The sequence below is a fragment of the Plasticicumulans acidivorans genome, assembly GCF_003182095.1.
GTDB lineage: Bacteria > Pseudomonadota > Gammaproteobacteria > Competibacterales > Competibacteraceae > Plasticicumulans > Plasticicumulans acidivorans.
This window is the reverse complement of record NZ_QGTJ01000002.1, coordinates 493,920-517,477: the sequence shown is the minus strand read 5'-3', so window position 1 is coordinate 517,477 and position 23,558 is coordinate 493,920. Positions and strand designations below refer to the sequence as shown.

General features: G+C 62.7%; 23 protein-coding genes. 11 read left to right on the top strand and 12 right to left on the bottom strand.

Annotation, left to right across the window (positions count from 1 at the left end; all coding sequences use genetic code 11):
• Window positions 1-7 precede the first annotated feature (7 nt).
• Window positions 8-478: a thermonuclease family protein gene (locus C7443_RS05040; protein WP_110017459.1), complete on the top strand. Its 471-nt coding sequence runs from the start codon at window positions 8-10 to the stop codon at window positions 476-478.
• A gap of 125 nt (window positions 479-603) precedes the next feature.
• On the opposite strand, the gene C7443_RS05035 is transcribed toward C7443_RS05040, so the two are convergent.
• The 4 genes from C7443_RS05035 to C7443_RS05020 all read right to left on the bottom strand — a co-directional run bounded on the left by C7443_RS05035 (window position 604) and on the right by C7443_RS05020 (window position 2,869).
• Window positions 604-1,596 (bottom strand): NAD(P)H-dependent glycerol-3-phosphate dehydrogenase, encoded by a 993-nt coding sequence (locus C7443_RS05035; RefSeq protein WP_110017458.1) that lies wholly within the window; start codon window positions 1,594-1,596, stop codon window positions 604-606.
• An 11-nt stretch (window positions 1,597-1,607) separates the two neighbouring features.
• Window positions 1,608-2,075, bottom strand: a complete 468-nt coding sequence (secB, locus tag C7443_RS05030; protein ID WP_110017457.1) for a protein-export chaperone SecB — start codon at window positions 2,073-2,075, stop codon at window positions 1,608-1,610.
• Between the two features lie 93 nt (window positions 2,076-2,168).
• Entirely contained in the window at window positions 2,169-2,447 is a 279-nt protein-coding gene (gene grxC, locus C7443_RS05025; RefSeq protein ID WP_110017456.1) for a glutaredoxin 3, read from the bottom strand.
• Window positions 2,444-2,869 carry a rhodanese-like domain-containing protein gene (locus C7443_RS05020; protein ID WP_110017455.1) on the bottom strand — a complete coding sequence of 142 codons (426 nt, stop codon included), beginning with the start codon at window positions 2,867-2,869 and terminating at the stop codon, window positions 2,444-2,446. Before C7443_RS05020 ends, grxC begins: the two co-directional genes overlap by 4 nt.
• Window positions 2,870-3,010: 141 nt before the next feature.
• On the opposite strand from C7443_RS05020, the gene gpmI reads away from it, so the two are divergent.
• The 3 genes from gpmI (at window position 3,011) to C7443_RS05005 (ending at window position 7,387) form a co-directional block, all read left to right on the top strand.
• Complete coding sequence (gene gpmI, locus C7443_RS05015) at window positions 3,011-4,558, top strand: 2,3-bisphosphoglycerate-independent phosphoglycerate mutase (protein WP_110017454.1); 1,548 nt, start codon at window positions 3,011-3,013, stop codon at window positions 4,556-4,558.
• A 207-nt stretch (window positions 4,559-4,765) separates the two neighbouring features.
• Entirely contained in the window at window positions 4,766-6,055 is a 1,290-nt protein-coding gene (locus C7443_RS05010) for a S41 family peptidase (protein ID WP_110017453.1), read from the top strand.
• A gap of 171 nt (window positions 6,056-6,226) precedes the next feature.
• A complete protein-coding gene (locus tag C7443_RS05005; protein WP_110017452.1) occupies window positions 6,227-7,387 on the top strand; it encodes a GGDEF domain-containing protein in 1,161 nt (386 codons plus the stop codon).
• A gap of 511 nt (window positions 7,388-7,898) precedes the next feature.
• On the opposite strand, the gene C7443_RS05000 is transcribed toward C7443_RS05005, so the two are convergent.
• From C7443_RS05000 to dnaA, 5 genes are all read right to left on the bottom strand, one after another.
• On the bottom strand, window positions 7,899-8,435 hold the full coding sequence (locus C7443_RS05000; protein ID WP_146213233.1) for a DUF4431 domain-containing protein: 537 nt from the start codon (window positions 8,433-8,435) through the stop codon (window positions 7,899-7,901).
• Between the two features lie 1,420 nt (window positions 8,436-9,855).
• Complete coding sequence (gene gyrB, locus C7443_RS04995; protein WP_110017450.1) at window positions 9,856-12,270, bottom strand: DNA topoisomerase (ATP-hydrolyzing) subunit B; 2,415 nt, start codon at window positions 12,268-12,270, stop codon at window positions 9,856-9,858.
• A 30-nt stretch (window positions 12,271-12,300) separates the two neighbouring features.
• Window positions 12,301-13,374 carry a DNA replication/repair protein RecF gene (recF, locus tag C7443_RS04990; protein ID WP_110017449.1) on the bottom strand — a complete coding sequence of 358 codons (1,074 nt, stop codon included), beginning with the start codon at window positions 13,372-13,374 and terminating at the stop codon, window positions 12,301-12,303.
• Between the two features lie 12 nt (window positions 13,375-13,386).
• Window positions 13,387-14,487: a DNA polymerase III subunit beta gene (dnaN, locus tag C7443_RS04985; RefSeq protein WP_110017448.1), complete on the bottom strand. Its 1,101-nt coding sequence runs from the start codon at window positions 14,485-14,487 to the stop codon at window positions 13,387-13,389.
• A gap of 232 nt (window positions 14,488-14,719) precedes the next feature.
• On the bottom strand, window positions 14,720-16,129 hold the full coding sequence (gene dnaA, locus C7443_RS04980; RefSeq protein WP_110017447.1) for a chromosomal replication initiator protein DnaA: 1,410 nt from the start codon (window positions 16,127-16,129) through the stop codon (window positions 14,720-14,722).
• Between the two features lie 152 nt (window positions 16,130-16,281).
• Between dnaA and rpmH the strand changes: the two genes are divergently transcribed.
• The 6 genes from rpmH to C7443_RS04950 all read left to right on the top strand — a co-directional run bounded on the left by rpmH (window position 16,282) and on the right by C7443_RS04950 (window position 21,245).
• Window positions 16,282-16,419, top strand: coding sequence for a 50S ribosomal protein L34 (gene rpmH / locus C7443_RS04975; protein ID WP_110017446.1), 138 nt, complete (start codon window positions 16,282-16,284; stop codon window positions 16,417-16,419).
• Window positions 16,420-16,426: 7 nt separating this feature from the next.
• Entirely contained in the window at window positions 16,427-16,786 is a 360-nt protein-coding gene (gene rnpA / locus C7443_RS04970; protein ID WP_246004555.1) for a ribonuclease P protein component, read from the top strand.
• Complete coding sequence (yidD, locus tag C7443_RS04965; RefSeq protein ID WP_110017444.1) at window positions 16,771-16,998, top strand: membrane protein insertion efficiency factor YidD; 228 nt, start codon at window positions 16,771-16,773, stop codon at window positions 16,996-16,998. The genes rnpA and yidD overlap by 16 nt, the downstream gene beginning before the upstream one ends.
• Before the next feature lie 20 nt (window positions 16,999-17,018).
• On the top strand, window positions 17,019-18,656 hold the full coding sequence (gene yidC, locus C7443_RS04960; protein WP_425467066.1) for a membrane protein insertase YidC: 1,638 nt from the start codon (window positions 17,019-17,021) through the stop codon (window positions 18,654-18,656).
• Window positions 18,657-18,749: 93 nt separating this feature from the next.
• Window positions 18,750-20,096, top strand: coding sequence for a tRNA uridine-5-carboxymethylaminomethyl(34) synthesis GTPase MnmE (gene mnmE, locus C7443_RS04955; protein ID WP_110017442.1), 1,347 nt, complete (start codon window positions 18,750-18,752; stop codon window positions 20,094-20,096).
• Window positions 20,097-20,471: 375 nt separating this feature from the next.
• Window positions 20,472-21,245 (top strand): SGNH/GDSL hydrolase family protein, encoded by a 774-nt coding sequence (locus C7443_RS04950; RefSeq protein ID WP_170123496.1) that lies wholly within the window; start codon window positions 20,472-20,474, stop codon window positions 21,243-21,245.
• Between the two features lie 25 nt (window positions 21,246-21,270).
• On the opposite strand, the gene C7443_RS04945 is transcribed toward C7443_RS04950, so the two are convergent.
• From C7443_RS04945 to C7443_RS04935, 3 genes are all read right to left on the bottom strand, one after another.
• The gene (locus tag C7443_RS04945) at window positions 21,271-21,660 is read right to left on the bottom strand and encodes an MAPEG family protein (protein ID WP_110017440.1); all 390 of its coding nucleotides are present in this window, start codon (window positions 21,658-21,660) and stop codon (window positions 21,271-21,273) included.
• 95 nt (window positions 21,661-21,755) lie between these two features.
• Window positions 21,756-22,430: a GNAT family N-acetyltransferase gene (locus C7443_RS04940; protein ID WP_110017439.1), complete on the bottom strand. Its 675-nt coding sequence runs from the start codon at window positions 22,428-22,430 to the stop codon at window positions 21,756-21,758.
• 21 nt (window positions 22,431-22,451) lie between these two features.
• Window positions 22,452-22,853 carry a cupin domain-containing protein gene (locus C7443_RS04935; RefSeq protein WP_110017438.1) on the bottom strand — a complete coding sequence of 134 codons (402 nt, stop codon included), beginning with the start codon at window positions 22,851-22,853 and terminating at the stop codon, window positions 22,452-22,454.
• A gap of 179 nt (window positions 22,854-23,032) precedes the next feature.
• On the opposite strand from C7443_RS04935, the gene C7443_RS04930 reads away from it, so the two are divergent.
• Window positions 23,033-23,482: a c-type cytochrome gene (locus tag C7443_RS04930; protein ID WP_110017437.1), complete on the top strand. Its 450-nt coding sequence runs from the start codon at window positions 23,033-23,035 to the stop codon at window positions 23,480-23,482.
• Window positions 23,483-23,558: the final 76 nt, after the last annotated feature.

Here is a 23,558-nt window from a genome sequence, read left to right as displayed (position 1 = left end):
GAAGACGATGCGCAACATTTTTTTTGCTGCACTTTGCATGTTGCCCGCGCTCGGCGTGCAGGCCGCACCGCCCGGCCCTGACGACACCACCGGCACACTGATCTACGAGGGTGAGCGCGTCCGCCTGTTTGCGACGATCTCGCCGCGTCTCGACCAGCGCTGCGAAGAATGGCGCGGCTCTCAACCGATCGCCTATGCCTGCGGGCAGCACGCCCGCGCCTTCCTGCAAAGCCTGGTCGCCGGCGGGGTGCCCGTCTGTGTCCGCGAGAGCGTGCCGGGCACCGCCACCTGCTATATCGACGGCCGCGATATCGGAGAAGAGCTGGTCAGCGCCGGCTGGGCTCTGGCGCGGCGCGACGAATCCTCACGCTATGCCAGCCAGCAGGATCATGCACGCGAACTCGGGCGCGGCCTCTGGCGGGGACATTTCGACGATCCCACGCTGCCGCAACAACCCGCTCCGGCGAAGGCACGCTGACAGCTGCTCCCTTCCGTGGCTCACATCAGCGACGCAAGCCACGCATATTAATGCGCGCATCCAACGAGGTGCCGGATAAAACGCTGAGCGGGCAATCAGTAAGCAGCAGCTGCCGACGTCGGCGCTCAGACACCTTCGGCCCGCGGTTCACGCGCCAGCAAAGCCGCCACGGCACGTCTCGGATCGCAGCTGCCGTCGATCAGTTGTTCGACCTGCTCCGAGATCGGCATCTCGATACCGTGCTCGCGCGCCAGCCGCGTCACCTCACGCGCTGCCCGGACCCCTTCGACCACCTGCCCAATGTTCTGCAACGCGGTCTCGACCTGATCGCCGCGACCGAGCGCCAGGCCAAAGCGACGGTTGCGCGACTGGTCGTCCGTACAGGTCAGCACCAGATCACCGACCCCGGCCAATCCCATGAAGGTGTCGCGCTGCCCACCACAGGCCAGCCCGAGCCGCACCATCTCCGCCAGCCCGCGTGTGATCAGGGCCGCACGGGCGTTAGCGCCGAAGCCCAGCCCATCGGCCACGCCGCAGGCAATGGCCAGCACGTTCTTGACGGCGCCACCAATCTCCACGCCGGTGATATCCGTGCTGGTGTAGGCACGGAAATCCGGCCCGTGCAGCATCTGCGCGACACGGCGGGCAAAGGCATCGTCCCGACTGGCAACTGTCGTCGCCGTCGGCAGACCAAGGGCGACTTCACGCGCAAAGTTCGGCCCCGAGACGACAGCCAGCGGCCGCTCGCCGAGCAGCCCTCGCGCGACATCGTGCAGAAACCGCCCGCTGCTGGCTTCCAATCCCTTGGTTGCCCAGGCGACGCCCTGACCGTCGGTCAAGTGCTCACGCAAGCGTAACAGCGTGGCGTCGAACGCATGGCTCGGCACCACCACCAGCACCAGATCCATGTCGACCAGCGCGTCGCGCAGCTCGGCACACGGCTTCAGAGACTGCGGGAAACGCGCGCCCGGCAGGAACTGCACGTTCTCGCGCGCCTGCGCCAAACGCGCCACGTGCGCGGGATCGTGCCCCCACAGGCAAACCTCATGGCCATTGCGTGCCAGCAGCAGCGCGAGCGCCGTCCCCCAGGATCCCGCCCCCAGCACGCCGGCACGCATCGGCCTCAGCCTCAAGCTTCAGGCTGCGCAGCAGCCTTGGCCTGTTGCGCCTGCAGGTGCTGCATGTACAGCGCGTCGAAATTGACCGGCGCCAGGATCAGCGGCGGAAAGCCGCCTTTCTGGACCAGCGAGGACACCATTTCACGACCGAACGGGAACAGCACGTTCGGGCAGTAGGCGCCGAGCATCGCCGCCAGCTGCTCCGGTGCAAAGCCGGCGATGGTGAAAATACCCGCCTGCTTGACTTCGCACAGATAGGCGGTCTTGTCGCCGTTCTTGGTCGTCACCGTCAGCGTCAGCACCACCTCGTGAATGTTCTCGGCGAGCTGAGTGGATTCGTTGTTCAGCTGCAGCTGACTCTCGCCGCTCCACTGTTCGGTAAAGATCATCGGGCTGTGCGGCGTTTCGAAGGACAGATCCTTGAGGTAGATCTTCTGGATATCGAAATGCTGCTGCGGAACGTTGGCTTGCTCGGTCATCGTAGAAACTCTGGTGGTATGGGTGAGTGGTAAAACGCAGCCGGGAGGGCTCCATCAGGCATCCTGGAGGTGACGCGGATGCCGTCGCGGCGCTCAGGGCGTGGATTTCGGGAACAACAACGGATCGAGGCCACCCGCACGATCCAGCGCCGCCATGTCATCGTAGCCGCCGACATGCTGCGTGCCGATGAAGATCTGCGGCACGGTGTCGCGGCCGGTACGCTCTTCGAGCTCGCTCCACAGCGCCGGCTCGGCATCGACATCGAGCACCGTATAGCTCACCCCCTTGCGATCCAGCAGCGCCCGCGCCGCGCGGCAGTACGGGCACCACGCCGACGAATACATGACGATTTCAGGCGTCGTCGTGCTCATTTGCGCACGACCGGCAGATTTGCCGAGGTCCAGCTCTGCATGCCGCCGCTGAGGTTGGCCACCTTGGCAAACCCCGCCTTCTTCAGTTTGGTGGCCACGCTCTGCGAGCGCGCGCCGGACTGGCAGCAGACGATGACGGTGCGCTCACGATAGCGATCCAGCTCGCTGACGCGGCGGTCGAACTCCTTGAGCGGCAGGTTGCGGGCATCGGTGATATGGCCGGCGCGGAATTCGGCCGGATCACGCACATCGACCATCGTCGCCTCATCGTCATTGAGCAGACGCACCGCCTGCTGCGGATCGATGGAGCGGACACCGCGCATCAGGCGCAGTATCTCGGTGGTGATCAAGGTCGCGAGGATCGCGAAGAATGCGGCGAACAGCAGCCAGTTCTTGGCGGCGAATGCGAGAAACTGATCCATGCGGACTTCCGGATTGGACAGACGGGAAGCGCCGATTGTAACGCTGCCGGCCACGGAATCGCGCGTGGCCGGTCGATGCTGGCGACGCTGACATCAAGTCTTTATCCTGTCAGAACTTTTCTTTCTGCAGAGAGTGCACTCATGGAGCAGCCGCCGAAACCCGTCGTTCTCGTGATCCTCGATGGCTGGGGCTACAGCGAAAATCCGGCCCATAACGCGATTCTCGGTGCCCGCACGCCCAACTGGACTCGTCTGTGGAACGAACACCCGCACACCCTGATTCATACCTCCGGGCTGTACGTCGGTCTGCCGGGCGACCAGATGGGCAACTCCGAAGTGGGCCACATGAACCTCGGCGCCGGCCGCGTCGTCTACCAGGAACTGACCCGCATCTCGCTTGCCATCGAGAAGGGTGACTTCTTCGCCAACCCGACCCTGTGTTCCGCCGTCGACGCCGCCAAGGCACGCGACGGCGCCGTGCACATCATGGGGCTGCTGTCTCCGGGTGGCGTGCACTCGCACGAAGAACACCTGCAGGCGATGGTCAAGCTGGCGGCGCAGCGCGGCGCCAGCCGTGTCTACGTGCACGCCTTCCTCGACGGCCGCGACACGCCACCGCGCAGTGCCGATGCCTCCCTCGCCGCCATGGATGCCGTGTGTGCCGCCACCGGCGTTGCCCGCATCGCCTCGCTGGTCGGCCGTTACTATGCGATGGATCGCGACAATCGCTGGGACCGCGTGCAGGCCGCTTACGATCTGCTGACCGCCGGCAAGGCCGACTACGCCGCCAGCGCTGCCCGGGCCGGGCTGGCCGCCGCCTACGAACGCGGTGAGAACGACGAATTCGTCAAGCCGACGGTGATCGGCGATCCCGCGCAGATCAGCGATGGCGACGCAGTGATCTTCATGAACTTCCGCGCCGACCGCGCCCGCGAGCTGAGCCGAGCCTTCGTCGAAGCCGATTTCACTGGCTTCGAACGTGCAAGCAAGCCGGAGCTCGCGGCTTTCGTCTGTCTGACCCAGTACCAGAAGAGCATCCCGGCACCGGTCGCCTACGCTCCCGAAGACCTTGCCAACGTCCTCGGCGAATACCTCTCAAGCCACGGCAAGACCCAGCTGCGCATTGCTGAAACCGAGAAGTACGCGCATGTCACGTTCTTCTTCAACGGCGGCCGCGAACAGCCCTTCCCCGGCGAAGACCGCATTCTGATCCCCTCCCCCAAGGTCGCGACCTACGATCTGCAACCGCAGATGAGCGCCCCCGAGGTCACCGACAAGCTGGTCGAGGCGATCGAATCCCAGCGCTACGACCTCATCGTCTGCAACTACGCCAACCCGGACATGGTCGGCCATACCGGCATCTACGAGGCGGCGGTCGCGGCGGTCGAGACAATCGACACCTGCCTCGGCCGGCTGGATACGGCACTCGCCAAAGTTGGCGGCGAAATGCTGGTCACCGCCGACCATGGCAACGTCGAAAGCATGTGGGACGACAATAGCGGCCAGGCGAACACCGCCCACACCACTAACGTCGTGCCGTTCCTCTACATCTCCCACGCCGCGCGCAGCGGCAGCCAACTCGCTGCCGACGGAGCGCTGTGCGACGTTGCGCCGACGCTGCTGCAGCTGCTCGGCGAAACCCAGCCGCCGCAGATGAGCGGGCATTCGCTCATCGAGCCACTCGGCTGACCGAACGCCCCGCCCTCCGTCGCGGTGGAATCGACGCCGGAGTCCCGCCGATGCCGAAGGCGGAACTCCTGCAGCGATGCGGCCGCGGCGGGGTGCGGGTCTTTGTCTTTGCAGACGCCGAGCCCCCTCCCCTGCCATCCGCGCGCGAACCGCGCCAGAATTCCGCAGTCGGACTGCCAGTCCCGCTCTCTAGCGCCCGGAGTTTCCATGAAGTCCAAATTTCGCCGTCAGGGCCTGTCCCTGCTCGCTGGCGTCCTGCTCGGTGCCGCCCTCTCCCCCGTTCACGCCGACGAACCGCCACCACGCCTGCCCCTCGATGAACTGCGCACCTTCACCGAGGTGCTGGAACGCATCAAGCAGGACTACGTCGAGCCGGTCGACGACCGCAAGCTGCTGGAAAGCGCCGTCCGCGGCATGCTCGCCGGCCTCGATCCGCACTCGACCTATCTCGATCGCGAGGCCTATCGCGACATTCAGGTCGGTACCAGCGGGGAATTCGGCGGCCTCGGTATCGAGGTCGGCCAGGAAGACGGCTTCATCAAGATCATCTCGCCGATCGACGACACCCCCGCCGCCCGGGCCGGGCTGAAATCCGGCGATCTGATCATCCGCATCGACGACACGCCGACCAAGGGCATATCGATGGGCGATGCCGTCAAGCTGATGCGGGGCAATGCCGGCACCACGGTCAAGCTCAGTGTCGTGCGCGCCGGCGAGGACAAACCGCTCGACTTCACGCTGCAGCGCGAGCTCATCCAGGTCAAGAGCGTCAAGCACCGCATGCTCGACCCCGGTTTCGGCTACGTGCGCATCACGCAATTCCAGACCCGCACCGCCGGTTACCTGCGTGAAGCACTCGACCAGCTGCAGCAAACCAGCGGCGGCAAACTGAAGGGCCTGGTCCTCGATCTGCGCAACAATCCCGGCGGCGTACTCACCGGCGCCGTGGACGTCGCCGACACCTTCCTCAACGGTGGCCTGATCGTCTACACCGAGGGTCGCCAGCGCGAAAGCCGGCAGAACTTCAACGCACAGCCCGGTGACCTGATCAATGGCGCCCCGATCGTCGTCCTGGTCAACGGCGGCTCGGCCTCAGCCTCGGAAATCGTCGCCGGCGCACTGCAGGACCAGCACCGTGCACTGATCATGGGCACGCAGACCTTCGGCAAGGGCTCAGTGCAGACCATCATGCCGCTCCCCGACGGCGCGGCCGTCAAGCTGACCACGGCTCGCTACTTCACACCCAGCGGCCGCTCGATCCAGGCTGAAGGCATCACCCCGGACGTCAAACTCGATGCCGTACGCATCGCCGAAGTCGAGGCGACGCAAACCATCAAGGAAGCCGACCTCAACGGCCATCTCGACAATCCGAACGGTGACGCTGCACCGTCGTCCGACAAAACCCCGCCGGCCGCGCAACCGGCGCTCGCGGCCTCCGACTATCCCTTGAACGAAGCGCTCAATCTGTTGAAAGGCCTTGCGCTGTACAAACGTTGAGTGCACCGGCACGGTATCGCCATCGCCCGCAAGGTCTTGATCGGGCGCAGTGATGGCGATCACCGCCGCAACATTAACAAGGAGTTAGCATGACCGCAGTCGCTGCGCGATCGGTGGCATCCCCAGCCGTCGCGCCGCCACGGCCCTCCGTGCTGTCGGGTCTTTCTGCGCATGCTGTTCGACATCAAAACGATGATGGTGATCCTGCCCATCAGCAGCGTGCTGATCGCCATGCTGCTGATGCTGACAGGAGCTCATCGTTCGACGAAAAGCCTGCGTGCGTGGACGCTTTCACTGCTGGCTCAGGGAGCTGGCTGGGCTATCGCCCACATCAACGGTAAAACCCTGTCCGACGATCTGCTGCTCGGCAGCATCGCTTTGAGCTTATTCGCGAGCGGCTGGACATTGCGTTGCACGGCGCTTTGTCGCTTTGCCGGTCTGCGACCCTGGCGCCGAACGCTGATCGTACTGTCCCTCGCACCATTACCATGCGCCGCCATCTTTCCCAGCGACAGCGTCTCGCGCGTTGCCTGTGCAGACATCGTCTACGGCACACTGGCACTGAGTTGCGCCTTCCTGCTCTGGCGGACGGCCGATTTCGGCGCCCGCTCGCTGCGCCGCGGCGTACTGGTGCTGTTTACCTCGCTCGGCATCGTCCTGCTGCTGCGCGCCGGTGAACTGTTCATGAGACAACCGCTGGGCTCGCCGCTGGCATTTCGCACCGCACTCGAACAACTGGCGTTTCTGGGCAGCTATTTGACGACGGTCGGTGCCTCCTTCGGCTTCGTGCTGATGCACCGCACGCGCATGGAGGAAGAACTGCACCTGCTGGCCACCACCGATCCGCTGACAGGCCTGCTCAATCGCCGCAGCTTCATTCTGCGTGCACATCACGAACTGACCCAGCGCCATCATCACCCCCTGGCGCTGCTGATGCTCGACCTCGATCACTTCAAGCAGATCAACGACCTACACGGACATCCGACCGGCGATGAAGTCCTTTGCGACTTCGTGCGGACGATGAAATCCTGCCTGCGCAAGATCGATCTGGTCGCCCGCTTCGGCGGCGAGGAGTTCGTCATCCTGCTGGCCAATACCGACACGGACGCCGCACTGATCATCGCCGAACGTATCCGTTGCGCTGTTGCCGCTCGGCAAATGGAACGTCTGGATTTGCGATATACCGTCAGCATCGGCATCGCGAGCACCGAGCAGCTGACCATCGGCTCCGCCGACACGATCGACGCATTGCTCGCCCACGCCGATGTCGCTCTATACCGAGCCAAACAGCAGGGCCGCAATCGCTGCGAAGTGGCTGCCGTCCTGCTCTGACCCAATGCCCCCAAATTTCATCCACAGCACCATGCATTATTCCTGTGGATAAGCGGCGGCGGCTATCACGCACCCGGTCCGACGGTAATCAGCGCATCCGGTCAGACGACAACGGCAAAACAAACACATACTTCCATGTACAGTGCCACCTGCTGCTTCTGCGGATAACTGAAATTTACGGCGTATCGCCGTAATCCCACCGCCGTCGGGTATCTACGCGCAAAAACAGTGTTTAACTGTCCGCCCACGGCGCCATTCACTGTTTTTATTGAGCATGTTAATGGCTGGGGCCATCGAAGCCATCACAGCCAATATCGGTTGCACGGCGCAGACATTGCTCACTGGAGTGCGCCATCACAAGCGCGATACCGCAACGCGAAGCGCCGACTCACCGGGTACTACTTGCCGCATCCCTTCGGAGAGTCAGGCCAAGGGTAACTCGCACGAGCAACATGCAGGGTTGCTTTGACAAAAATCGTTTGTCTGCAAACTGCTCTTTATTTGTCGATAATTATTTTTTTGAATACGCCATAATATTAGTTATTTGCATAAGAACAGCTGTGTGATGGTGAGCTGTATGTGCATGAAACAGTGTGCCTTGGAGTGTTGCTTTCTTTCCAGCATACATACTTAATTCAATCGCTTTTGATGGCACCAGCGTTACTTCTCTTTGATTTTTTTCTTCCTCTTCATAAGTAATTGGATTTGCACCAACACATATAGGCTTACTCAAAACTAAAATAGCTTGTGTTTCACGAGAATCGGAACCTGGGTTCTCACCATAGTTAGGCGGCCCATAGAATATTTTCAACGTAACCTGTCCACTCAAAGTAACTGGCTCACCCGCGTAGTGCAGACAAGGCACAGCCCCAAACGATAAATGGGAAAAACATAAATATAAGATAACGACAGACACAAAGATCTTCATTGATAAACCTAACAGGGCGGAGAAAAATTCTGAGTAATCAGTGAAATGAAGAAAAATAAAAAATCTATCGTTTTGCAAAAAAGTTAAGAACATTCTGCACAAATATTCGGCTATTTTCAAAATTTTGTTCCTCCGAGCACCGTTCAGAGGGACAAAAAGGCTTTTTACCTCCCCGCTAGCCCCAGCTTCAGTCGCAACCTGAACCTAGAAACAAAGCTCCGCAGGCTGGGACATCGGCTTGGAAACAGTGGTTAGAGCCCAACTCGTACCCCAGTAGAAAAATCAATCTCAATGTGGCTTGGGCCATCATCTTGATTCTCCTCAAGCGGAATCTTCGCAACTATGCCGCTGATGATCGGCTCTCCGAAGAAACAACGGCATGAGTAAACAGATCGTGTAAATGGAGTGCTGCCTAACCTGATCCTCGCATCACTGGAGTAGATACCACACTCGGACCTGTTATCAGGAGGGAAGCACGCGCGCTCGTACACATAGATACTCGTACCATTCGGTCCGGCAATCTCTCGACCCTGTGGAGAAAAAACTACGTCAGCCGTGCTAATAAAACTCAGGGCGACTGCAGCGATAACCATGCACCCAAAGACGATTCTATGTCGAAGTTTCATGGCGGGTGCGCTATTAAGTGTTAGAAGCAACCCAGCGATGATTCCAGCCAAGCCAAAGCCAAGTACTATCCACGCATGTATGCCGTACCACTGCGGCACGGGTACCATCATGGCAAGCATGCCACCCAGCAGAGAACCGAACAATGCAATGCCGCTAGGCATATATGAATTCATTACACGCCTGCCCTATCCTATTAAAAATAAAACGAATAGTTTTTATCTTGTACTTTTCCACACCCGATTGGCATTGGCAAGGGAAGCTCGAATTCATTGCAAAAAATTGATTTGTATAGAGCAGATATGAAATTGGCATAACCACCAAAAACGGCATAACGCTTTGATTTAAAAATAAATATTTTTACGTCAACAGCATTATTCAGCTGAAAAGTAGAACCCAGCGAAGATGCAGAAGACGCGGGACATTATTATCCACAAAGTTGAAAAGATGTGGAAAACTTTATTTTCTCTAGTTCAGGGAGCCCATATAGTGGTGTGCAGTGCCGATGCATCACGCCAGAGCGCTTTATTTATGCCCACGGACGGAATGGTGTGGCCGTCATGGAAAACTCACTAAATGTTCTCGAAAATTCTGCAAGAATACGCGTTCTTTCACCTTACAGTCGATGGAACACGCCGCTTATCGGCGACGCGTCCATCAAGCCTTCGTTGAAGGCCAGCTTCTCCAAACTGACAATTACAGATTTTAATCAAGCGCTGAAATCGTTGATCTGCTGAATGCGGGATCAACCGCCACTGGCAAATAGATTAACTGCACAGACATACGACCGCTTTAGCCAACCAGCAGACTGTACTAAAGCAAAAGAGCCACCTTTAAAGAGGTGGCTCTTAAAAATTTAAATCTCATGAAATCTAGATTTTTTATAAAAAACTAGATCATCGAGGGATTCACAAAACTAGACGTCAATATTCGCCGCCGACAATGCATTGGTCTCGATGAAATCGCGACGCGGCTCGACTTCGTCGCCCATCAGCATCGTGAACACTTCGTCGGCCGCGATGGCGTCCTCGATGCGCACTTGCAGCAGCCGGCGGCTGCCCGGGTCCATCGTGGTTTCCCAAAGCTGCTCGGGGTTCATTTCACCAAGGCCTTTGTAACGCTGAATGTGCTGTCCGCGCTTGGCCTCTTCGAGCAGCCATTCGACGGCACGGCGCAGACTGTCGACGATCTGCACACGCTCACCGCGGCGAATCGCCGTCTGCGCAGTGAACAGATCCGCCACTTTGTCGGCGAGACGTGCCAGCAGCTCGTATTCCGGCGTTTCAAAGAATTCCGGACTCAGTCGCGTATCCCGCTCAAGGCCGTGGCGCAGCTGCCGAACCTTGATGCAGTGGCCCTCGGCACCGAGTGCCTCCAAGCTCGCGCTGTAAACACCGAACTCGGCAGGTACTGCGGCAAGACGCTCGCTGAGTGCATGCAGCCAGCCGTCGAGTCCCCGCCCTTCACGCAGCATTTCCGCGCGCACGCGCGGCAGCTGCACCAGCTGCTGCAGCAGTTGCAGATCGTAGCGACGACTCAGCCGGGCGATCACGGCACTGGCGGCAACCTGCTCGCGCGCCAGTTCTTCCAAGGCCGTCCCGACGATCGGCGGCGACAGCTCATCGGCCACCAGAGCGGCCCCGTCGAGCGCGGAATTCAGCAGGTAAGCCTGCAGTTCGGCGTCGTCTTTGACGTACTGCTCCTGCTTGCCCTTCTTGACCTTGTACAGCGGCGGCTGCGCGATGTAGATGTGCCCGCGCTCCACCAGCTCACGCATCTGCCGGTAGAAAAACGTCAGCAGCAGCGTGCGGATATGCGAGCCGTCGACGTCGGCGTCGGTCATGATGATGATGCGGTGGTAGCGCAGTTTGTCCGGGTCGAATTCCTCGCGGCCGATGCCGCAGCCGAGCGCGGTGATCAGCGTACCGACCTCCGCCGACTGCAGCATCTTGTCGAAGCGCGCTTTCTCGACGTTGAGGATCTTGCCCTTGAGCGGCAGGATCGCCTGAAACTTGCGGTCACGTCCCTGCTTGGCCGAACCTCCTGCGGAATCGCCCTCGACCAGGAACAGCTCGGAATGGCCCGGGTCTTTCTCCTGGCAGTCGGCCAGCTTGCCCGGCAGGCCGGCGACATCAAGCACGCCCTTGCGCCGCGTCATCTCCCGCGCCCGCCGCGCCGCCTCGCGCGCACGCGCCGCCTCGACGATCTTGTCGGTGATGGCGCGGGCATCCGCCGGATGTTCGAGCAGGAAGCTGCCGAAATACTCGACGAGCAATGATTCGACGATCGGCTTGACCTCGCTCGACACCAGTTTGTCCTTGGTCTGCGAGGAAAACTTCGGGTCCGGCACCTTGACCGACAGCACAGCGGTCAGACCTTCGCGGGCGTCATCACCGCTGGTCGCAACCTTGGCCTTTTTCAGCACACCGGACGATTCCATGTACTCGTTCAGCGTGCGTGTCAGCGCACTGCGAAAACCGGTCAGGTGGGTGCCGCCATCACGCTGCGGAATGTTGTTGGTAAAGCAGTACACGTTCTCCTGATAGGAGTCGTTCCACTGCAGGGCCGCTTCGACGCTGATGCCATCTTTTTCGGCATTCACGTAGAACACACCATCATGCAGCGGCGTCTTGTTGCGGTTCAGGTGCTCGACGAAAGCGCGGATACCACCCTGATACTCGAAAGCATCGCTCTTGCCGTTGCGCTCGTCGGTCAGGCTGATGCGCACGCCGGAATTGAGGAACGACAGCTCACGCAGACGCCGGGCGAGAATCTCGTAGTGGAACTCGATGTGCGTGAATGTCTCGCCGCTGGGCTTGAAACGGACTTCGGTACCGCTTTGCTCGGTATCCCCGACGGCCTTCAGCGGATACTGCGGCACGCCGTGCCGGTAATCCTGCTGGTAGATATGCCCTTCACGGCGCACCGTCAGCCGCAACGACTCCGACAGCGCGTTGACCACCGACACGCCGACGCCGTGCAGTCCGCCCGACACCTTGTAGCTGTTCTGGTTGAACTTACCGCCGGCGTGCAGCACCGTCATGATCACTTCGGCCGCTGACACCCCCTCCTCGGGATGCAGATCGACCGGGATGCCACGACCGTTGTCGCTGACGCTGACCGAGTTATCGGTATGGATAACGACGCGAATTTCACTACAGTAACCGGCCAGCGCCTCGTCGATCGAGTTGTCGACGACCTCGAAGACCATGTGGTGCAATCCGGTGCCGTCATCGGTATCGCCGATGTACATTCCGGGGCGCTTGCGGACGGCGTCCAGCCCTTTCAGGACCTGGATACTCGACGAGTTGTAAGTGCTTGATTCGCTCATCAAAATCCATCCATTCAGATAAGCAGAGCATTATAACACGTCCCCTGTTGCCGCGTTCGGCAAGGCCTGCTGGACGCTGTCGGCCGGCAACAGACCGGCAATCGCCGCAGGTTCGATCACCGTAAGAAATACCTGCGCTCCGGCGGCGCTCAGCGCGGTGATGAAACGTGCGCGGTGCTCCTGATCGAGCTCAGCGGCCAGGTCGTCGACCAGCAGCGTGCAACATTGTTCATGATGCCGCCGATACAGCGCGGCCTGCGCCAGCATCAGCGCCGCGACCAGTAATTTATGCTGACCGCGCGACAACGCCGCCCCCGGTGGCCGCCCCTGAATGCGCACCTGGAAATCGGCCCGCTGCGGCCCCAGACGAGTATGGCCGAGCCGGCGATCGCCATCACGCGAACCCGCCAGCAGGGCCTCAAGCTCGTGATCGCGATGCCAGCCACGCCGGTACTCCAGACGCACACCATCGAGTCCCAGCAACGCCTGCGCCTGCAAGCTCAGTTCGGCATCCAACTCGGCACAGAAGACTGAACGAGCCGCGTCGAGACTGACAGCCGCCTGGGCGATTTCCCGCTCCCAGACCTCGATACCGCGCGACATCCGCGGATCGCGCAATGCGGCATTGCGCTGGCGCAGGGCCTGAGTAAAACGTCGCCAATGGCCGAGAAACAAAGCATCGCGCTGAAAAACGCCCCAGTCGATGAAACGGCGGCGGGACTTCGGCCCGTCATCGAGCAGGCGATGGCTGTCCGGCGTCAGCAGTAACACCGGCAGCAGACGGCTCAGTTCGGCAAGTGACACGAGCGTGGTCCCGGCATGTCGCACGACCAGACTCTGCGCATCGCGCTGCATGCCGAGTGTTTCTCGGCGCCCATCGCTCTCGATGCGCGCCACCAGCCGGAACACCGCAGCGCCACGACGTATCAGGTCCTGCGGCAAGCGGCAGCGAAAGGAGCGCGCGCGCGACAGAAAGTAAATCGCCTCCAGCAGGCTGGTCTTGCCACAGGCATTGCTGCCGGTGAAACAGTTCAATGCCGGTCCGCACTCGATCCGCAAATCGGAAAAACATCGAAACCCGTGCAGTTCGAGTTCGAGCAGCATCGACAGAACCGTCTACAGGCGCATCGGCATGACCACGTAGCGCGCCGTCTCGCTGTCCGGATCCTGAATCAGGCAGCTCGAATTCGAATCCGTGAACGCCAGTTTCACCAGTTCGCCGGGCAGGGCTCCGAGCGCATCGAGCAGATAGGCCACGTTGAAGCCGATCTCGAAGCTCTCGCCGTCGTAATTGACTTCGACTTCTTCCTCGGCCTCTTCCTGCTCGGGGTTGTGCGCCTGCACCCGCAGCAGCCAGTTTTCAACCTGCAAGCGCACCCCGCGGTACTTCTCGTTGGAGAGAATCGCCGTGCGCGCCAGAGCCGTGCGCAACACCAGGCGATCGGCCAGCACCACCCGATTGCCGATCTTCGGCAGTACGCGCTGGTAATCCGGAAATTTGCCGTCGATCAGCTTGGAGGTAAAACGGATACCGCCCAGCAGAATCTGGATGTGGTTGCCACCGATGCGCAGCACCACCGGCTCATCGCCATCACCCAGCAGACGAATCAGCTCCTGCACGCCCTTGCGAGGCACGATGACCTGCAACGGCTCGGCGGTGATGCCCTCGATCGCCGTGCTGCACAGAGCCAGACGATGACCGTCAGTCGCCACCGCGCGCAGTTCTTCCCCGGTCCAGTCAAGCAGCAGGCCATTGAGGTAGAAACGCACGTCCTGCTGCGCCATCGCGAACTGCGTGCGCTCCAGCAACTGCCGCAACTGATGCTGCGGCAATGTGATCTCGACATCGAAGTCGACATCTTCCGTGTTCGGGAAATCATGAGCCGGCAGGGTCGCCAGCTGGAAACGGCTGCGTCCACTGCGAATCAGTGCCCGTTCGCTCTCAATTGCCAGGCTGACTTCCGACTCCTCTGGCAGGGTACGCAGGATGTCGTAGAGCTTGCGCGCCGGGATGGTGATCTCTCCAGCGTCGTCGCTTTCCATTTCCTGACTGGCAACCAGCTCCAGTTCCAGATCCGTTGCCGTGATCGTCAGCTGCCCGTCGCCGAGATGCACGAGCACGTTGGCGAGTACCGGCAGCGTCTGGCGACGCTCAACGACGCCAATCACGTGGCTCAGTGGTTTCAGCAGGTTTTCGCGCTGACATGCGAGTTTCATCGCCGTCCCTCAAATAACAGTATCGGTTTATATAAAAGAACTTGTTATTACTAGCAGATGGCCAGTCTGTGCAAAAAAACAAAATAAGCCATGCTATCAATCAGATATGCGCACTCGCCCTGTGGATAAGCTCTGGATGATGTGTGCACTCAACCGGCCCCCACCTGTGGACAAAAAAATGAGCCGTTTAGTTTTCCACAGCTTTTTTGTCTTATCCACATGTTATCCACAACTACATTGACAGGGTTACCAACAGGTTGTTGAAGTCCTCGCGAATGCGGTTGTCCTCCTCCCTGAGCTCGGCGATCTTGCGCACGGCATGCAGGACCGTCGTATGGTCGCGACCGCCAAAGGCCTGGCCGATTTCCGGCAGGCTGTGATTGGTCAGCTCTTTGGCCAGTGCCATCGCGAGCTGGCGCGGGCGCGCGATTGAGCGATTGCGGGAAGGCGACACCAGCTCGGTGACGCGCAGCTTGTAATACTCGGCAACGGTCTTCTGAATGTTGTCGATGGTGATCAGCTTGTTGTGCAGTGAGATCACGTCGTGCAGCGCTTCGCGGCACAGTTCAAGCGTGACTGGCCGCCCGGTGAACTGGGCGTTGGCCATGACCCGGCGCAGCGCGCCTTCCAGCTCACGCACGTTTGAGCGAATGTGTTTGGCGATAAGGAATGCCGCCTCATGTGGCAGTGCGACTTTCGATTGCGCCGCCTTGCTCATCAGGATCGCCACCCGTGTTTCCAGCTCCGGCGGCTCGACGACTACCGTCAGGCCCCAGCCGCAGCGGGATTTCAGCCGATCCTCCAGCCCGTTGATCTCCTTGAAGTAGCGATCGCAGGTGAGAATGACCTGCTGGTTGCCTTCGAGCAGCGTATTGAAGGTATGGAAGAACTCCTCCTGCGAACGCTCCTTGCCGGCGAAGAACTGAATGTCGTCGATCAGCAGGGCATCGAGTGAGCGGTAGAAGCGTTTGAACTCATCGATGCGGTCGTGCTGCAGCGCCCGCACCATGTCGGCGACGAAGTGCTCCGAATGCAGGTAGACCACGCGCGCATCCGGTTTGAGCCGGCGCAGCTGGTTGCCGACGGCGTGCATCAGATGGGTCTTGCCGAGGCCGGTGCCACCGTAAATGAACAGCGGGTTGTAGGCTTTGCCGGGATTCTGTGCGACCTGCTGGCAGGCCGCGCGGGCCAGCTGATTCGACTTGCCGGCGACGAAGCTGTCGAACGTGAAATCCGGATTGAGGTTGCTCTGGAAGTGCTCGTTTTCCGGCATTGCCACCGGTTCGCTGATGACACCGCCGCGGCGGGGGGCCGGTGCTTCGGCCCGGCGCACCGGCGTAGCCCGGCTCGAACCGATTTCCAGCTGCACCGGGATTTCCTGGTTAGGGTAGATATTCGCCAGCGCGTCACGAATCACGCCGAGGTGATGCTCGCGGACCTGGTCCAGCACGAACTTGTTGGGTGCGAGCAGGCGCAGACCGCCATCTTCGACGATGGCCTGCAGCGGGCGCACCCACGTGTTCAGTTGCTGTTCGCTCAGCTCATGTTCGAGGTGGTCGAGGCAGAGCTTCCAGAGCGTGTCGTCCACGCGCGATCCCCAAAGGTAATTCGTTGGCGAAAGGGGCGGAGTGTATGTGGTCATCCGAAAGTTATCCACAGGGTATGCACGCCGTTGCCCCCCCACTGCCGCGTTGACAAATCGCTGTCTGCACGGCTACTCTCGCGCCCCTTGCTTCGGGCGAGTCTTTAGCCGTCGCCCGGTACCTCGTTCGATTTCCCAATGGATTCAGCATCATGTCGAAGCGCACTTTTCAGCCCAGCGTCATCCATCGCAAGCGCACGCACGGTTTCCGCGCACGCATGGCGACCAAGAACGGCCGTCTTGTGATCAATGCCCGCCGCGCCAAGGGCCGCGCGCGCCTGTCGGCCTGATTCCACCGTGGACGGCGCGCGCTTCGAACGGCGCGCCCGCCTGGTGCGCAAGGCGGAGTTTCAGACGGTCTTCGACCGGGCGGAAAAATCGGCCGACCGCTATTTCACGGTGCTGGCCTGTTCGAATTCCCTGGAACATGCCCGCCTTGGCCTCGCCATCTCCAAGCGCAATGCCAAACTGGCGGTGCTGCGGAATTCCATTAAACGCATCATCCGCGAAAGCTTCCGCCATCAGCTCGCAACGCTCGGTGGCGTGGATTTCGTCGTGATGGCGCGACCGGGTTTGTCCGGCGTCGAGCATCGACTGCTGTTCGAATCCCTGAATCGGCATTGGGCCCGACTGGCGAAACGATGCGTGCGCTGTTGACGCTGCTAATCCGCGCCTACCGGCTGCTGATCAGTCCCCTCCTCGGCCCCCGTTGCCGGTTTCACCCCACTTGTTCCGCCTATGCGCTCGAAGCCATCGAGCGTTTCGGCGCGCTGCGCGGCGGATGGCTCGCCGTCAAGCGCATCAGCCGCTGCCATCCGTGGCATCCCGGCGGTTATGACCCCGTTCCCCAGAGCCTCGAGAAAGACTGATGGAAAACCAGAGACTCCTCTTGGTCCTCGCGCTCGGCTTCGTGTCATTCCTGATCTGGGAAGCCTGGATCGGTGAACACACACCGAAGCCGGCGCCAGCGCCGACCGTGGCGGCAGCTCCGGCCGAAGCTGGATCGGCGCCGCGCGACGTGCCGGTAGCACCGGAGGCACCGCCACCACCGGGTGCGGCTCGCCAGGGATCGGTTCTGCCCGAGGGTACGCGCATCCATGTGCAGACCGACGTCTATGACATCGAGCTCGACACCACCGGTGGCGATCTGCGTCATGTCGGCCTGCGCCGCTACCCGGAATCGGTGCAGCACAAGGACATTCCCTTCGTGCTGATGCGTGACAGCGGCGGCGAGGTGTTCGTCGCCCAGTCCGGCCTGCGCGCGAGCAGCGGCAGCGCACCCGATCACTACGCCGTGTTTCAGGCCGACAAGACCGACTACACGCTGGCCGACGGCCAGGACCAGCTGAACGTCCAGCTGCACTGGACCGGCCCCGATGGCGTCAAGGTCACCAAGACCTACACCTTCCATCGCGGCAGCTACGTCATCGATCTGACCCAGACCGTCGACAACACCTCGGCCGAGGAATGGCGCGGCGTCGCCTACCAGCAGCTGCAGCGTCAGGCACCGGCCTCCAAGGGCAGCCATATCGGCAGCACCTACACCTACACCGGTGGCGTGCTGTCGACCGCCGAGAAGAACTACGAGAAGCTCAGCTTCGACGACATGACCAAGACGCCGCTCGACCGCACCGTCACCGGTGGCTGGGCGGCGATGATCCAGCACTACTTCGTCGGCGCGCTGGTGCCCGATCAGACGCAGACCGGCACCTATTACTCGCTTGCCGCCGGCAATGAGCGCTTCGTGCTCGGCCGCAGCGGTCCGCTGACCACCGTGCCGGCGGGCGGTTCGACCACCTTCAGCTCCAAGCTCTACGTCGGTCCGAAGCTGCAGGACGTGATGGCCAAGGTCGCTCCGCACCTTGAGCTGACCGTCGACTACGGCAAGCTGACCATCATCGCCGAGCCGCTGTTCTGGGCGCTGCGCCACATCCATTCGCTGCTCGGCAACTGGGGCTGGTCGATCATCATCCTGACGGTGCTGATCAAGGCGGCGTTCTACAAGCTCTCCGAAACCAGCTACCGCTCGATGGCGAACATGCGCAAGCTTGCGCCGAAGCTGCAGTCGCTGAAGGAGCGCTACGGCGACGACAAGCAGAAGCTCAACCAGGCGATGATGGAGATGTACCGCACCGAGAAGGTCAACCCGCTCGGTGGCTGCCTGCCGATCGTGGTGCAGATCCCGGTGTTCATCGCCCTCTACTGGATGCTGCTGGAGAGCGTCGAGCTGCGTCAGGCGCCATTCATGGGCTGGATCGTCGACCTCTCACAGCAGGATCCCTACTACGTCCTGCCGCTGATCATGGGCGTGACCATGTTCATCCAGCAGAAGCTGTCGCCGGCGCCGCCGGACCCGATGCAGGCGAAGATCATGATGGCGATGCCGATCATCTTCACCTTCATGTTCCTGTGGTTCCCGTCCGGCCTGGTGCTGTACTGGGTGGTCAACAACACGCTGTCGATCACGCAGCAGTACATCATCACCAGGCGCATCGAAGCCGGTGAGCAGAAGAAAGCCGCCGCCTGAGCATCAGCTTCGAGCGGGTAGCGCCAGATACGGCGGGCGGGATTTCCCGCCCGCTTTTTTTTCGGCCGACAGCACCGGGCCGCGGAGGTTTTCATGTACCAGCACGACACCATCGCCGCGATCGCCACCGCACCGGGTCGCGGCGGCGTCGGTATCGTCCGTGTTTCCGGCCCGGCGGTCGCGGCCATCGCCGATAGCATCTGCGGCGGCCTGCCAGCTGTGCGGCGGGCGGTGTTCCGGCACTTTCGCGCCGCCGATGGCGGTGCGCTCGATGCCGGGCTGGTGCTGTATTTCGCTGCGCCGGCGAGCTTCACCGGCGAGCCGGTGCTGGAGCTGCAGGGCCATGGCGGGCCGGTGGTGCTCGATCTGCTGCTGGCGCGCGCCTGCGAACTCGGTGCCCGGCCGGCGCGGCCCGGCGAGTTCTCCGAGCGCGCCTTCCTCAATGGCCGGCTGGATCTGGCCCAGGCCGAGGCGATTGCCGACCTGATCGACGCCGCCACCGCGCAGGCCGCCCGCGCTGCGCTGGCTTCGCTCGATGGCGAGTTCTCGCGCCGCGTGCAGGTGCTGGCCGAGGGCATGATCGAGCTGCGGCTGTGGATCGAATCGGCGATCGACTTTCCCGAAGAGGAAATCGATTTTCTCGCCGACGGCGAACTCGGCGCCCGCGCCGCCGCCCTCGCCGCCGAGCTCGACGCACTGATGGCCGAGGCCGGTCAGGGCCGGCTGTTGCGCGAGGGCATGACCGTGGTCATCGCCGGGCGGCCGAATGCCGGCAAGTCCAGCCTGCTCAACCGCCTGGCCGGCTTCGACGCCGCCATCGTCACGCCGATCGCCGGCACCACCCGCGACGTGCTGCGCGAGCGTATCAACCTCGATGGCATGCCGCTGCACATCATCGACACCGCCGGCCTGCGCGAATCGGCCGATCCGGTCGAGCAGGAAGGCATCCGCCGCGCCTGGCGCGAGATCGAGCGCGCCGACCGCCTGCTGCTGCTGGTCGACGACGCCAGCGGCCCGACCGCCGAAGACGCCGCCCTGCGCGCCCGCCTGCCGGCGCGCCTGCCGCTGACACTGGTGCGCAACAAGATCGATCTCAGCGGCGCCGGCGCTGGCGAAACGCAGGGCGACTGGGGCGAGGAAATCCGCCTCTCGGCGCTCGACGGCCGCGGCCTCGACAGCCTGCGTGCGCACCTCAAACGTTGTATGGGCTACGACGACGCCCACGAGGGCCGCTTCATGGCCCGCCGCCGCCACCTCGACGCCTTGCAGCGCACCCGCGAGGCCCTCGCCTGCGCCCGCCAGCAGCTCAGCGTCCGCGCCGGCGAACTCGCTGCCGAGGAACTGCGCCGCGCCCACCAGGCCCTCGGCGAAATCACCGGCGAATTCACCCCGGACGACCTGCTCGGCGCGATCTTCAGCCGCTTCTGCATCGGCAAGTGATCGATGTCCGCGGACATCTGCTGGCGTCTTCTGGAGTTGCTCAATCGTTGTCAGCTGACAGAAGTGCCCAGCACTTGTGCTGAAGCGTTCGTCTGAAACGGGCGATTACGGGCGCCTGTTGCGTAACGTCCAGGGGCTGTGCTTTCTGCTGTTCGTTTGCCTGCTGTTGTCCGAGGTGCTCGCTGGCTCGGCAGGTGTGGGTTCATGACAGGCTCCATGCATCACCTGGACCCGATGGCGGGGAAGGGCAGTGCAGCCTGCGGCCGTTCAGCCCCGGCGGCGCAAATTTCCGCGCCAACCCCGCCATGCCCCGGCGCATCTGCTTACATCAAGGCACCGCCGCGCGGCGGTCTGGTGGCGAGCAGGAGGTGCGTGATGAGCAATCCCGGTCACATCCATGCGGTTTTGCCGGATACACTCGGTGCGAGCGGGGAGAGCCTCGACATCCTCGCGCTGGGAGATTCGTGGTTCTGGCACCCGCTGCAGCGCAATCTGGTCGATTCCCTGCACGGGCTGCTGCCGCTGACGACGCTGATGCTCGGCGAAATCGGGCGCAATGTCGCCGATTACGTCGATGAGCGCGGCAGCGACTGGAACAACTACGTCGCCTACCTGAAGACCTATCCGAGCATCCGCCTGGTGTTCCTCAGCGGTGGCGGCAACGACTTCGCCGGTGAGGAGGATCTGGCGCCGGTGCTCGGCAACCGCTGCAGCGCGGCGACGACGGTCGAGGAATGCCTCAACCCGCCGGGCATGGACGCGCTGTTCGAGCGCTGCCAGCAGGCGATGCGCACGCTGGTGCAGCAGGCGACGGCGAGCAATCCGCGCCTGACCGTGCTGCTGCACAACTACGACTATCCCTGGCCGGGCGATCACCTGCGGCATGGCCTCGGCTGGCTGAAGAAGCCGATGGACACCGCCGGCATTCCGCCGAATCTGCGCCATGAGGTCATCAAGCGGCTGATCGACACGTATGGCGATCGCCTGCAGCAGCTGGCCGATGCCGACCCGCAGCGGGTGGTGTTCGTGCGCACCGCCGGCACGCTGGAGCGCGGCGACTGGGACGACGACATGCACCCGAAGACCGTCGGCTTCGAGAAGCTCGCCCGTCGCCTGTACGCCGAGCTGCAGCGCCGCCAGCTGTTCTGACACCTTGGCGCTGGCGGGGCAGGGCTCAGCGCTCGATCAGCGCGACCACGCACAGTGCGCCGCCGAGCAGATAGGTACCGAGCGCGCCGATGAAGCGCAGCGGATTCGGCCGCGCCAGCGAGCCGCCGAGCAGGCCGATGACCAGCAGCCCGCGGCACAGTGTGACCGCCACCATCAGCGCGACGGTGCCGGCCGCCGGCTGCTGCAGGCCGAGGTACAGCATCAGCATGGCGAGAAACGGTGCAAATTCGGCGGTATTGGCGTGGGCGCAGATCAGCTTGTGCAGCGGGTCGTCGGGCGCGTCGCTGTGGCCATCCAGCGTCCGGCTGTGAAAACGCTGCGCCGAGACGGCCATGCCGAGGCCGAACAGCAGCAGGCCGAGGACGCAGATACAGCTCAGGGCGATGACGTTCATCGGCGCAGCTCCGGGCACGGGGGCGGGAATGGCAGCGTAGCGCGCGCCGTTGATGGCAGGCCGCACACGCCCGCCGGTCGTGGCACGTCGCCGGTTCAATCGCGCACGACGATGCGTACGCGCGGTGCGCTGTACTCGCGAAACCCCATCTGCCGGTACAGCCGGCGTGCCGGGTTGTCGTGCAGCACGTGCAGGAACGGCTGCTCGCCGCGCTGCAGCTGGCGGCGCAGCAGGTGGTGCATCAGTGCCCGCGCCAGGCCGCGGCCCTGATGGTCCGAGTGGGTGCAGACGGCGCTGATCTCGCGCAGCGTCGCGGCGTGCAGGCGTTCGCCGGCCATCGCCAGCAGGCGGCCGTCTTCGACGCAGCCGAGGTACTCGCCGAGCTCGAAGGTGCGCGGCCCGAACGGGCCGGGGTGTGTCCGTTCGGCCAGCGCTTGCGCCGCGGCAAGGTGAGAGGCGCCGAGCGGCAGCGGTCTGAACGCGGCGGTGTCGTCGGGCATGGCGGCGTCCCAGTACATCTTGACGATCGTCGACTCGACTTCGACATGCCAGCCCGGCGGTGCCTTGCCGTCCCAGCCGATGCAGTAGAAGCGTTCGCCGGCCGCACAGAACGGTGCCAGCGCAGCGAAGTCCGGCCGCTGTGGCTCGGCGAAACCGATCAGGGCGGTGACGCCGGTGGCGTAGCGGCGGGCACTGTCGGTCCCTTGCGCCAGCGCGGCCTGCGCGCCGTTCAGCGCGTGCCAGACGATGTTGTCGAGCAGCGTCAGCATGGTGCGTTTTGGCCGGGCGGTTCAGGACGCGGCATCGCCGGCCGGCACATAGGGCTCGACCCGGTCCTGCTCGGCCGGGTCGTTGCGGGCGACGACGGCGCGCGCCGGCTCGGTTGCGCTGAGGTTGATCGCCTCGTGCGGCACGCCCGGCGGCACGAACAGGAACTCGCCGGCACCGCTGATGACTTCATGCTCCAGCCGCTCGCCCCAGCGCGTCAGCACGCGGCCTTCGAGCACGTAGATCGCCGTCTCGTAGCCGATGTGGCGGTGCGGCAGTGCCCGCGCGGCGGGTGGAATGACCACGATGTGCATCGACAGGCCGCGAGCGCCGACCGTCGCGGCGGAAATGCCGATGAAATACGGCAGTTGCTGACGCGTCATCACCTCGCGATCCGGGCGGATCGCCTGCACTGGCTGCTGCATGGTCGCTACTCCCCGCGGTGCGCTGCCCGAGAGTATTGCAGCGGCAGTGCGATTCGGCGGCGGCCAGTGCCGGCGCCATAAGCGCTTCATCATCCCGCTCTGCTAAAGTCCGCGGCCTTTGCCGGCGGACGGTGCTGTGTCCGCCGTTGTCCGCATCGTCCACGGAATGCCGTCGAACCATGAAGAAGCTCACCGTTCTCCTTGCCGTCGTGCTGGCCTGCGGGCTGGCCGCGTGCGACTCGTCCGATCCGAACAGCCCTGCATTCAAGCGCAAGCAGGCCTTCAAGATGGTGGTGCGCTACGCCGAGCCGCTGGGCAAGGTGGCGCGCGGGCGCGATCCGTACCACGCGGACAATTTCATCGAGCAGACCGCGGAGCTGCAGCGCGTCGCCGACAAGCCCTGGGAGTTCTTCACGCCGCCGCAGCCGGGCGACACCGAAAAGACCCGGGCCAAGCCTGAGATCTGGGCGCAGCCGCAGAAGTTCGAGCAGCTGCGCAAGGACTTCATCGTCGCGGTCGACGGCGTCGCCGCCGCGGCGCAGACGCGCGATTTCGATCAGGTGCGGCCGGCGGTCGAGAAGCTCGAAAAGACCTGCATGGCCTGCCACAAGGCCTTCCGCGCCGAGTGAGGCAAATACGTCCGGGTAAGCCCGCCCGGCGCTGACGGCGGGCGCTGCCGGTGCTACGATCCGCCTCCATTTTCGA

Bases quoted from the DNA above. Each gene is read 5' to 3' on its own strand.
- C7443_RS05040 (WP_110017459.1), top strand. From the start codon at position 8: ATGCGCAACATTTTTTTTGCTGCACTTTGCATGTTGCCCGCGCTCGGC.
- C7443_RS05035 (WP_110017458.1), bottom strand. From the start codon at position 1,596: ATGCGTGCCGGCGTGCTGGGGGCGGGATCCTGGGGGACGGCGCTCGCG.
- secB (WP_110017457.1), bottom strand. From the start codon at position 2,075: ATGACCGAGCAAGCCAACGTTCCGCAGCAGCATTTCGATATCCAGAAG.
- grxC (WP_110017456.1), bottom strand. From the start codon at position 2,447: ATGAGCACGACGACGCCTGAAATCGTCATGTATTCGTCGGCGTGGTGC.
- C7443_RS05020 (WP_110017455.1), bottom strand. From the start codon at position 2,869: ATGGATCAGTTTCTCGCATTCGCCGCCAAGAACTGGCTGCTGTTCGCC.
- gpmI (WP_110017454.1), top strand. From the start codon at position 3,011: ATGGAGCAGCCGCCGAAACCCGTCGTTCTCGTGATCCTCGATGGCTGG.
- C7443_RS05010 (WP_110017453.1), top strand. From the start codon at position 4,766: ATGAAGTCCAAATTTCGCCGTCAGGGCCTGTCCCTGCTCGCTGGCGTC.
- C7443_RS05005 (WP_110017452.1), top strand. From the start codon at position 6,227: ATGCTGTTCGACATCAAAACGATGATGGTGATCCTGCCCATCAGCAGC.
- gyrB (WP_110017450.1), bottom strand. From the start codon at position 12,270: ATGAGCGAATCAAGCACTTACAACTCGTCGAGTATCCAGGTCCTGAAA.
- recF (WP_110017449.1), bottom strand. From the start codon at position 13,374: ATGCTGCTCGAACTCGAACTGCACGGGTTTCGATGTTTTTCCGATTTG.
- dnaN (WP_110017448.1), bottom strand. From the start codon at position 14,487: ATGAAACTCGCATGTCAGCGCGAAAACCTGCTGAAACCACTGAGCCAC.
- dnaA (WP_110017447.1), bottom strand. From the start codon at position 16,129: ATGACCACATACACTCCGCCCCTTTCGCCAACGAATTACCTTTGGGGA.
- rpmH (WP_110017446.1), top strand. From the start codon at position 16,282: ATGTCGAAGCGCACTTTTCAGCCCAGCGTCATCCATCGCAAGCGCACG.
- yidD (WP_110017444.1), top strand. From the start codon at position 16,771: ATGCGTGCGCTGTTGACGCTGCTAATCCGCGCCTACCGGCTGCTGATC.
- mnmE (WP_110017442.1), top strand. From the start codon at position 18,750: ATGTACCAGCACGACACCATCGCCGCGATCGCCACCGCACCGGGTCGC.
- C7443_RS04950 (WP_170123496.1), top strand. From the start codon at position 20,472: ATGAGCAATCCCGGTCACATCCATGCGGTTTTGCCGGATACACTCGGT.
- C7443_RS04945 (WP_110017440.1), bottom strand. From the start codon at position 21,660: ATGAACGTCATCGCCCTGAGCTGTATCTGCGTCCTCGGCCTGCTGCTG.
- C7443_RS04940 (WP_110017439.1), bottom strand. From the start codon at position 22,430: ATGCTGACGCTGCTCGACAACATCGTCTGGCACGCGCTGAACGGCGCG.
- C7443_RS04935 (WP_110017438.1), bottom strand. From the start codon at position 22,853: ATGCAGCAGCCAGTGCAGGCGATCCGCCCGGATCGCGAGGTGATGACG.
- C7443_RS04930 (WP_110017437.1), top strand. From the start codon at position 23,033: ATGAAGAAGCTCACCGTTCTCCTTGCCGTCGTGCTGGCCTGCGGGCTG.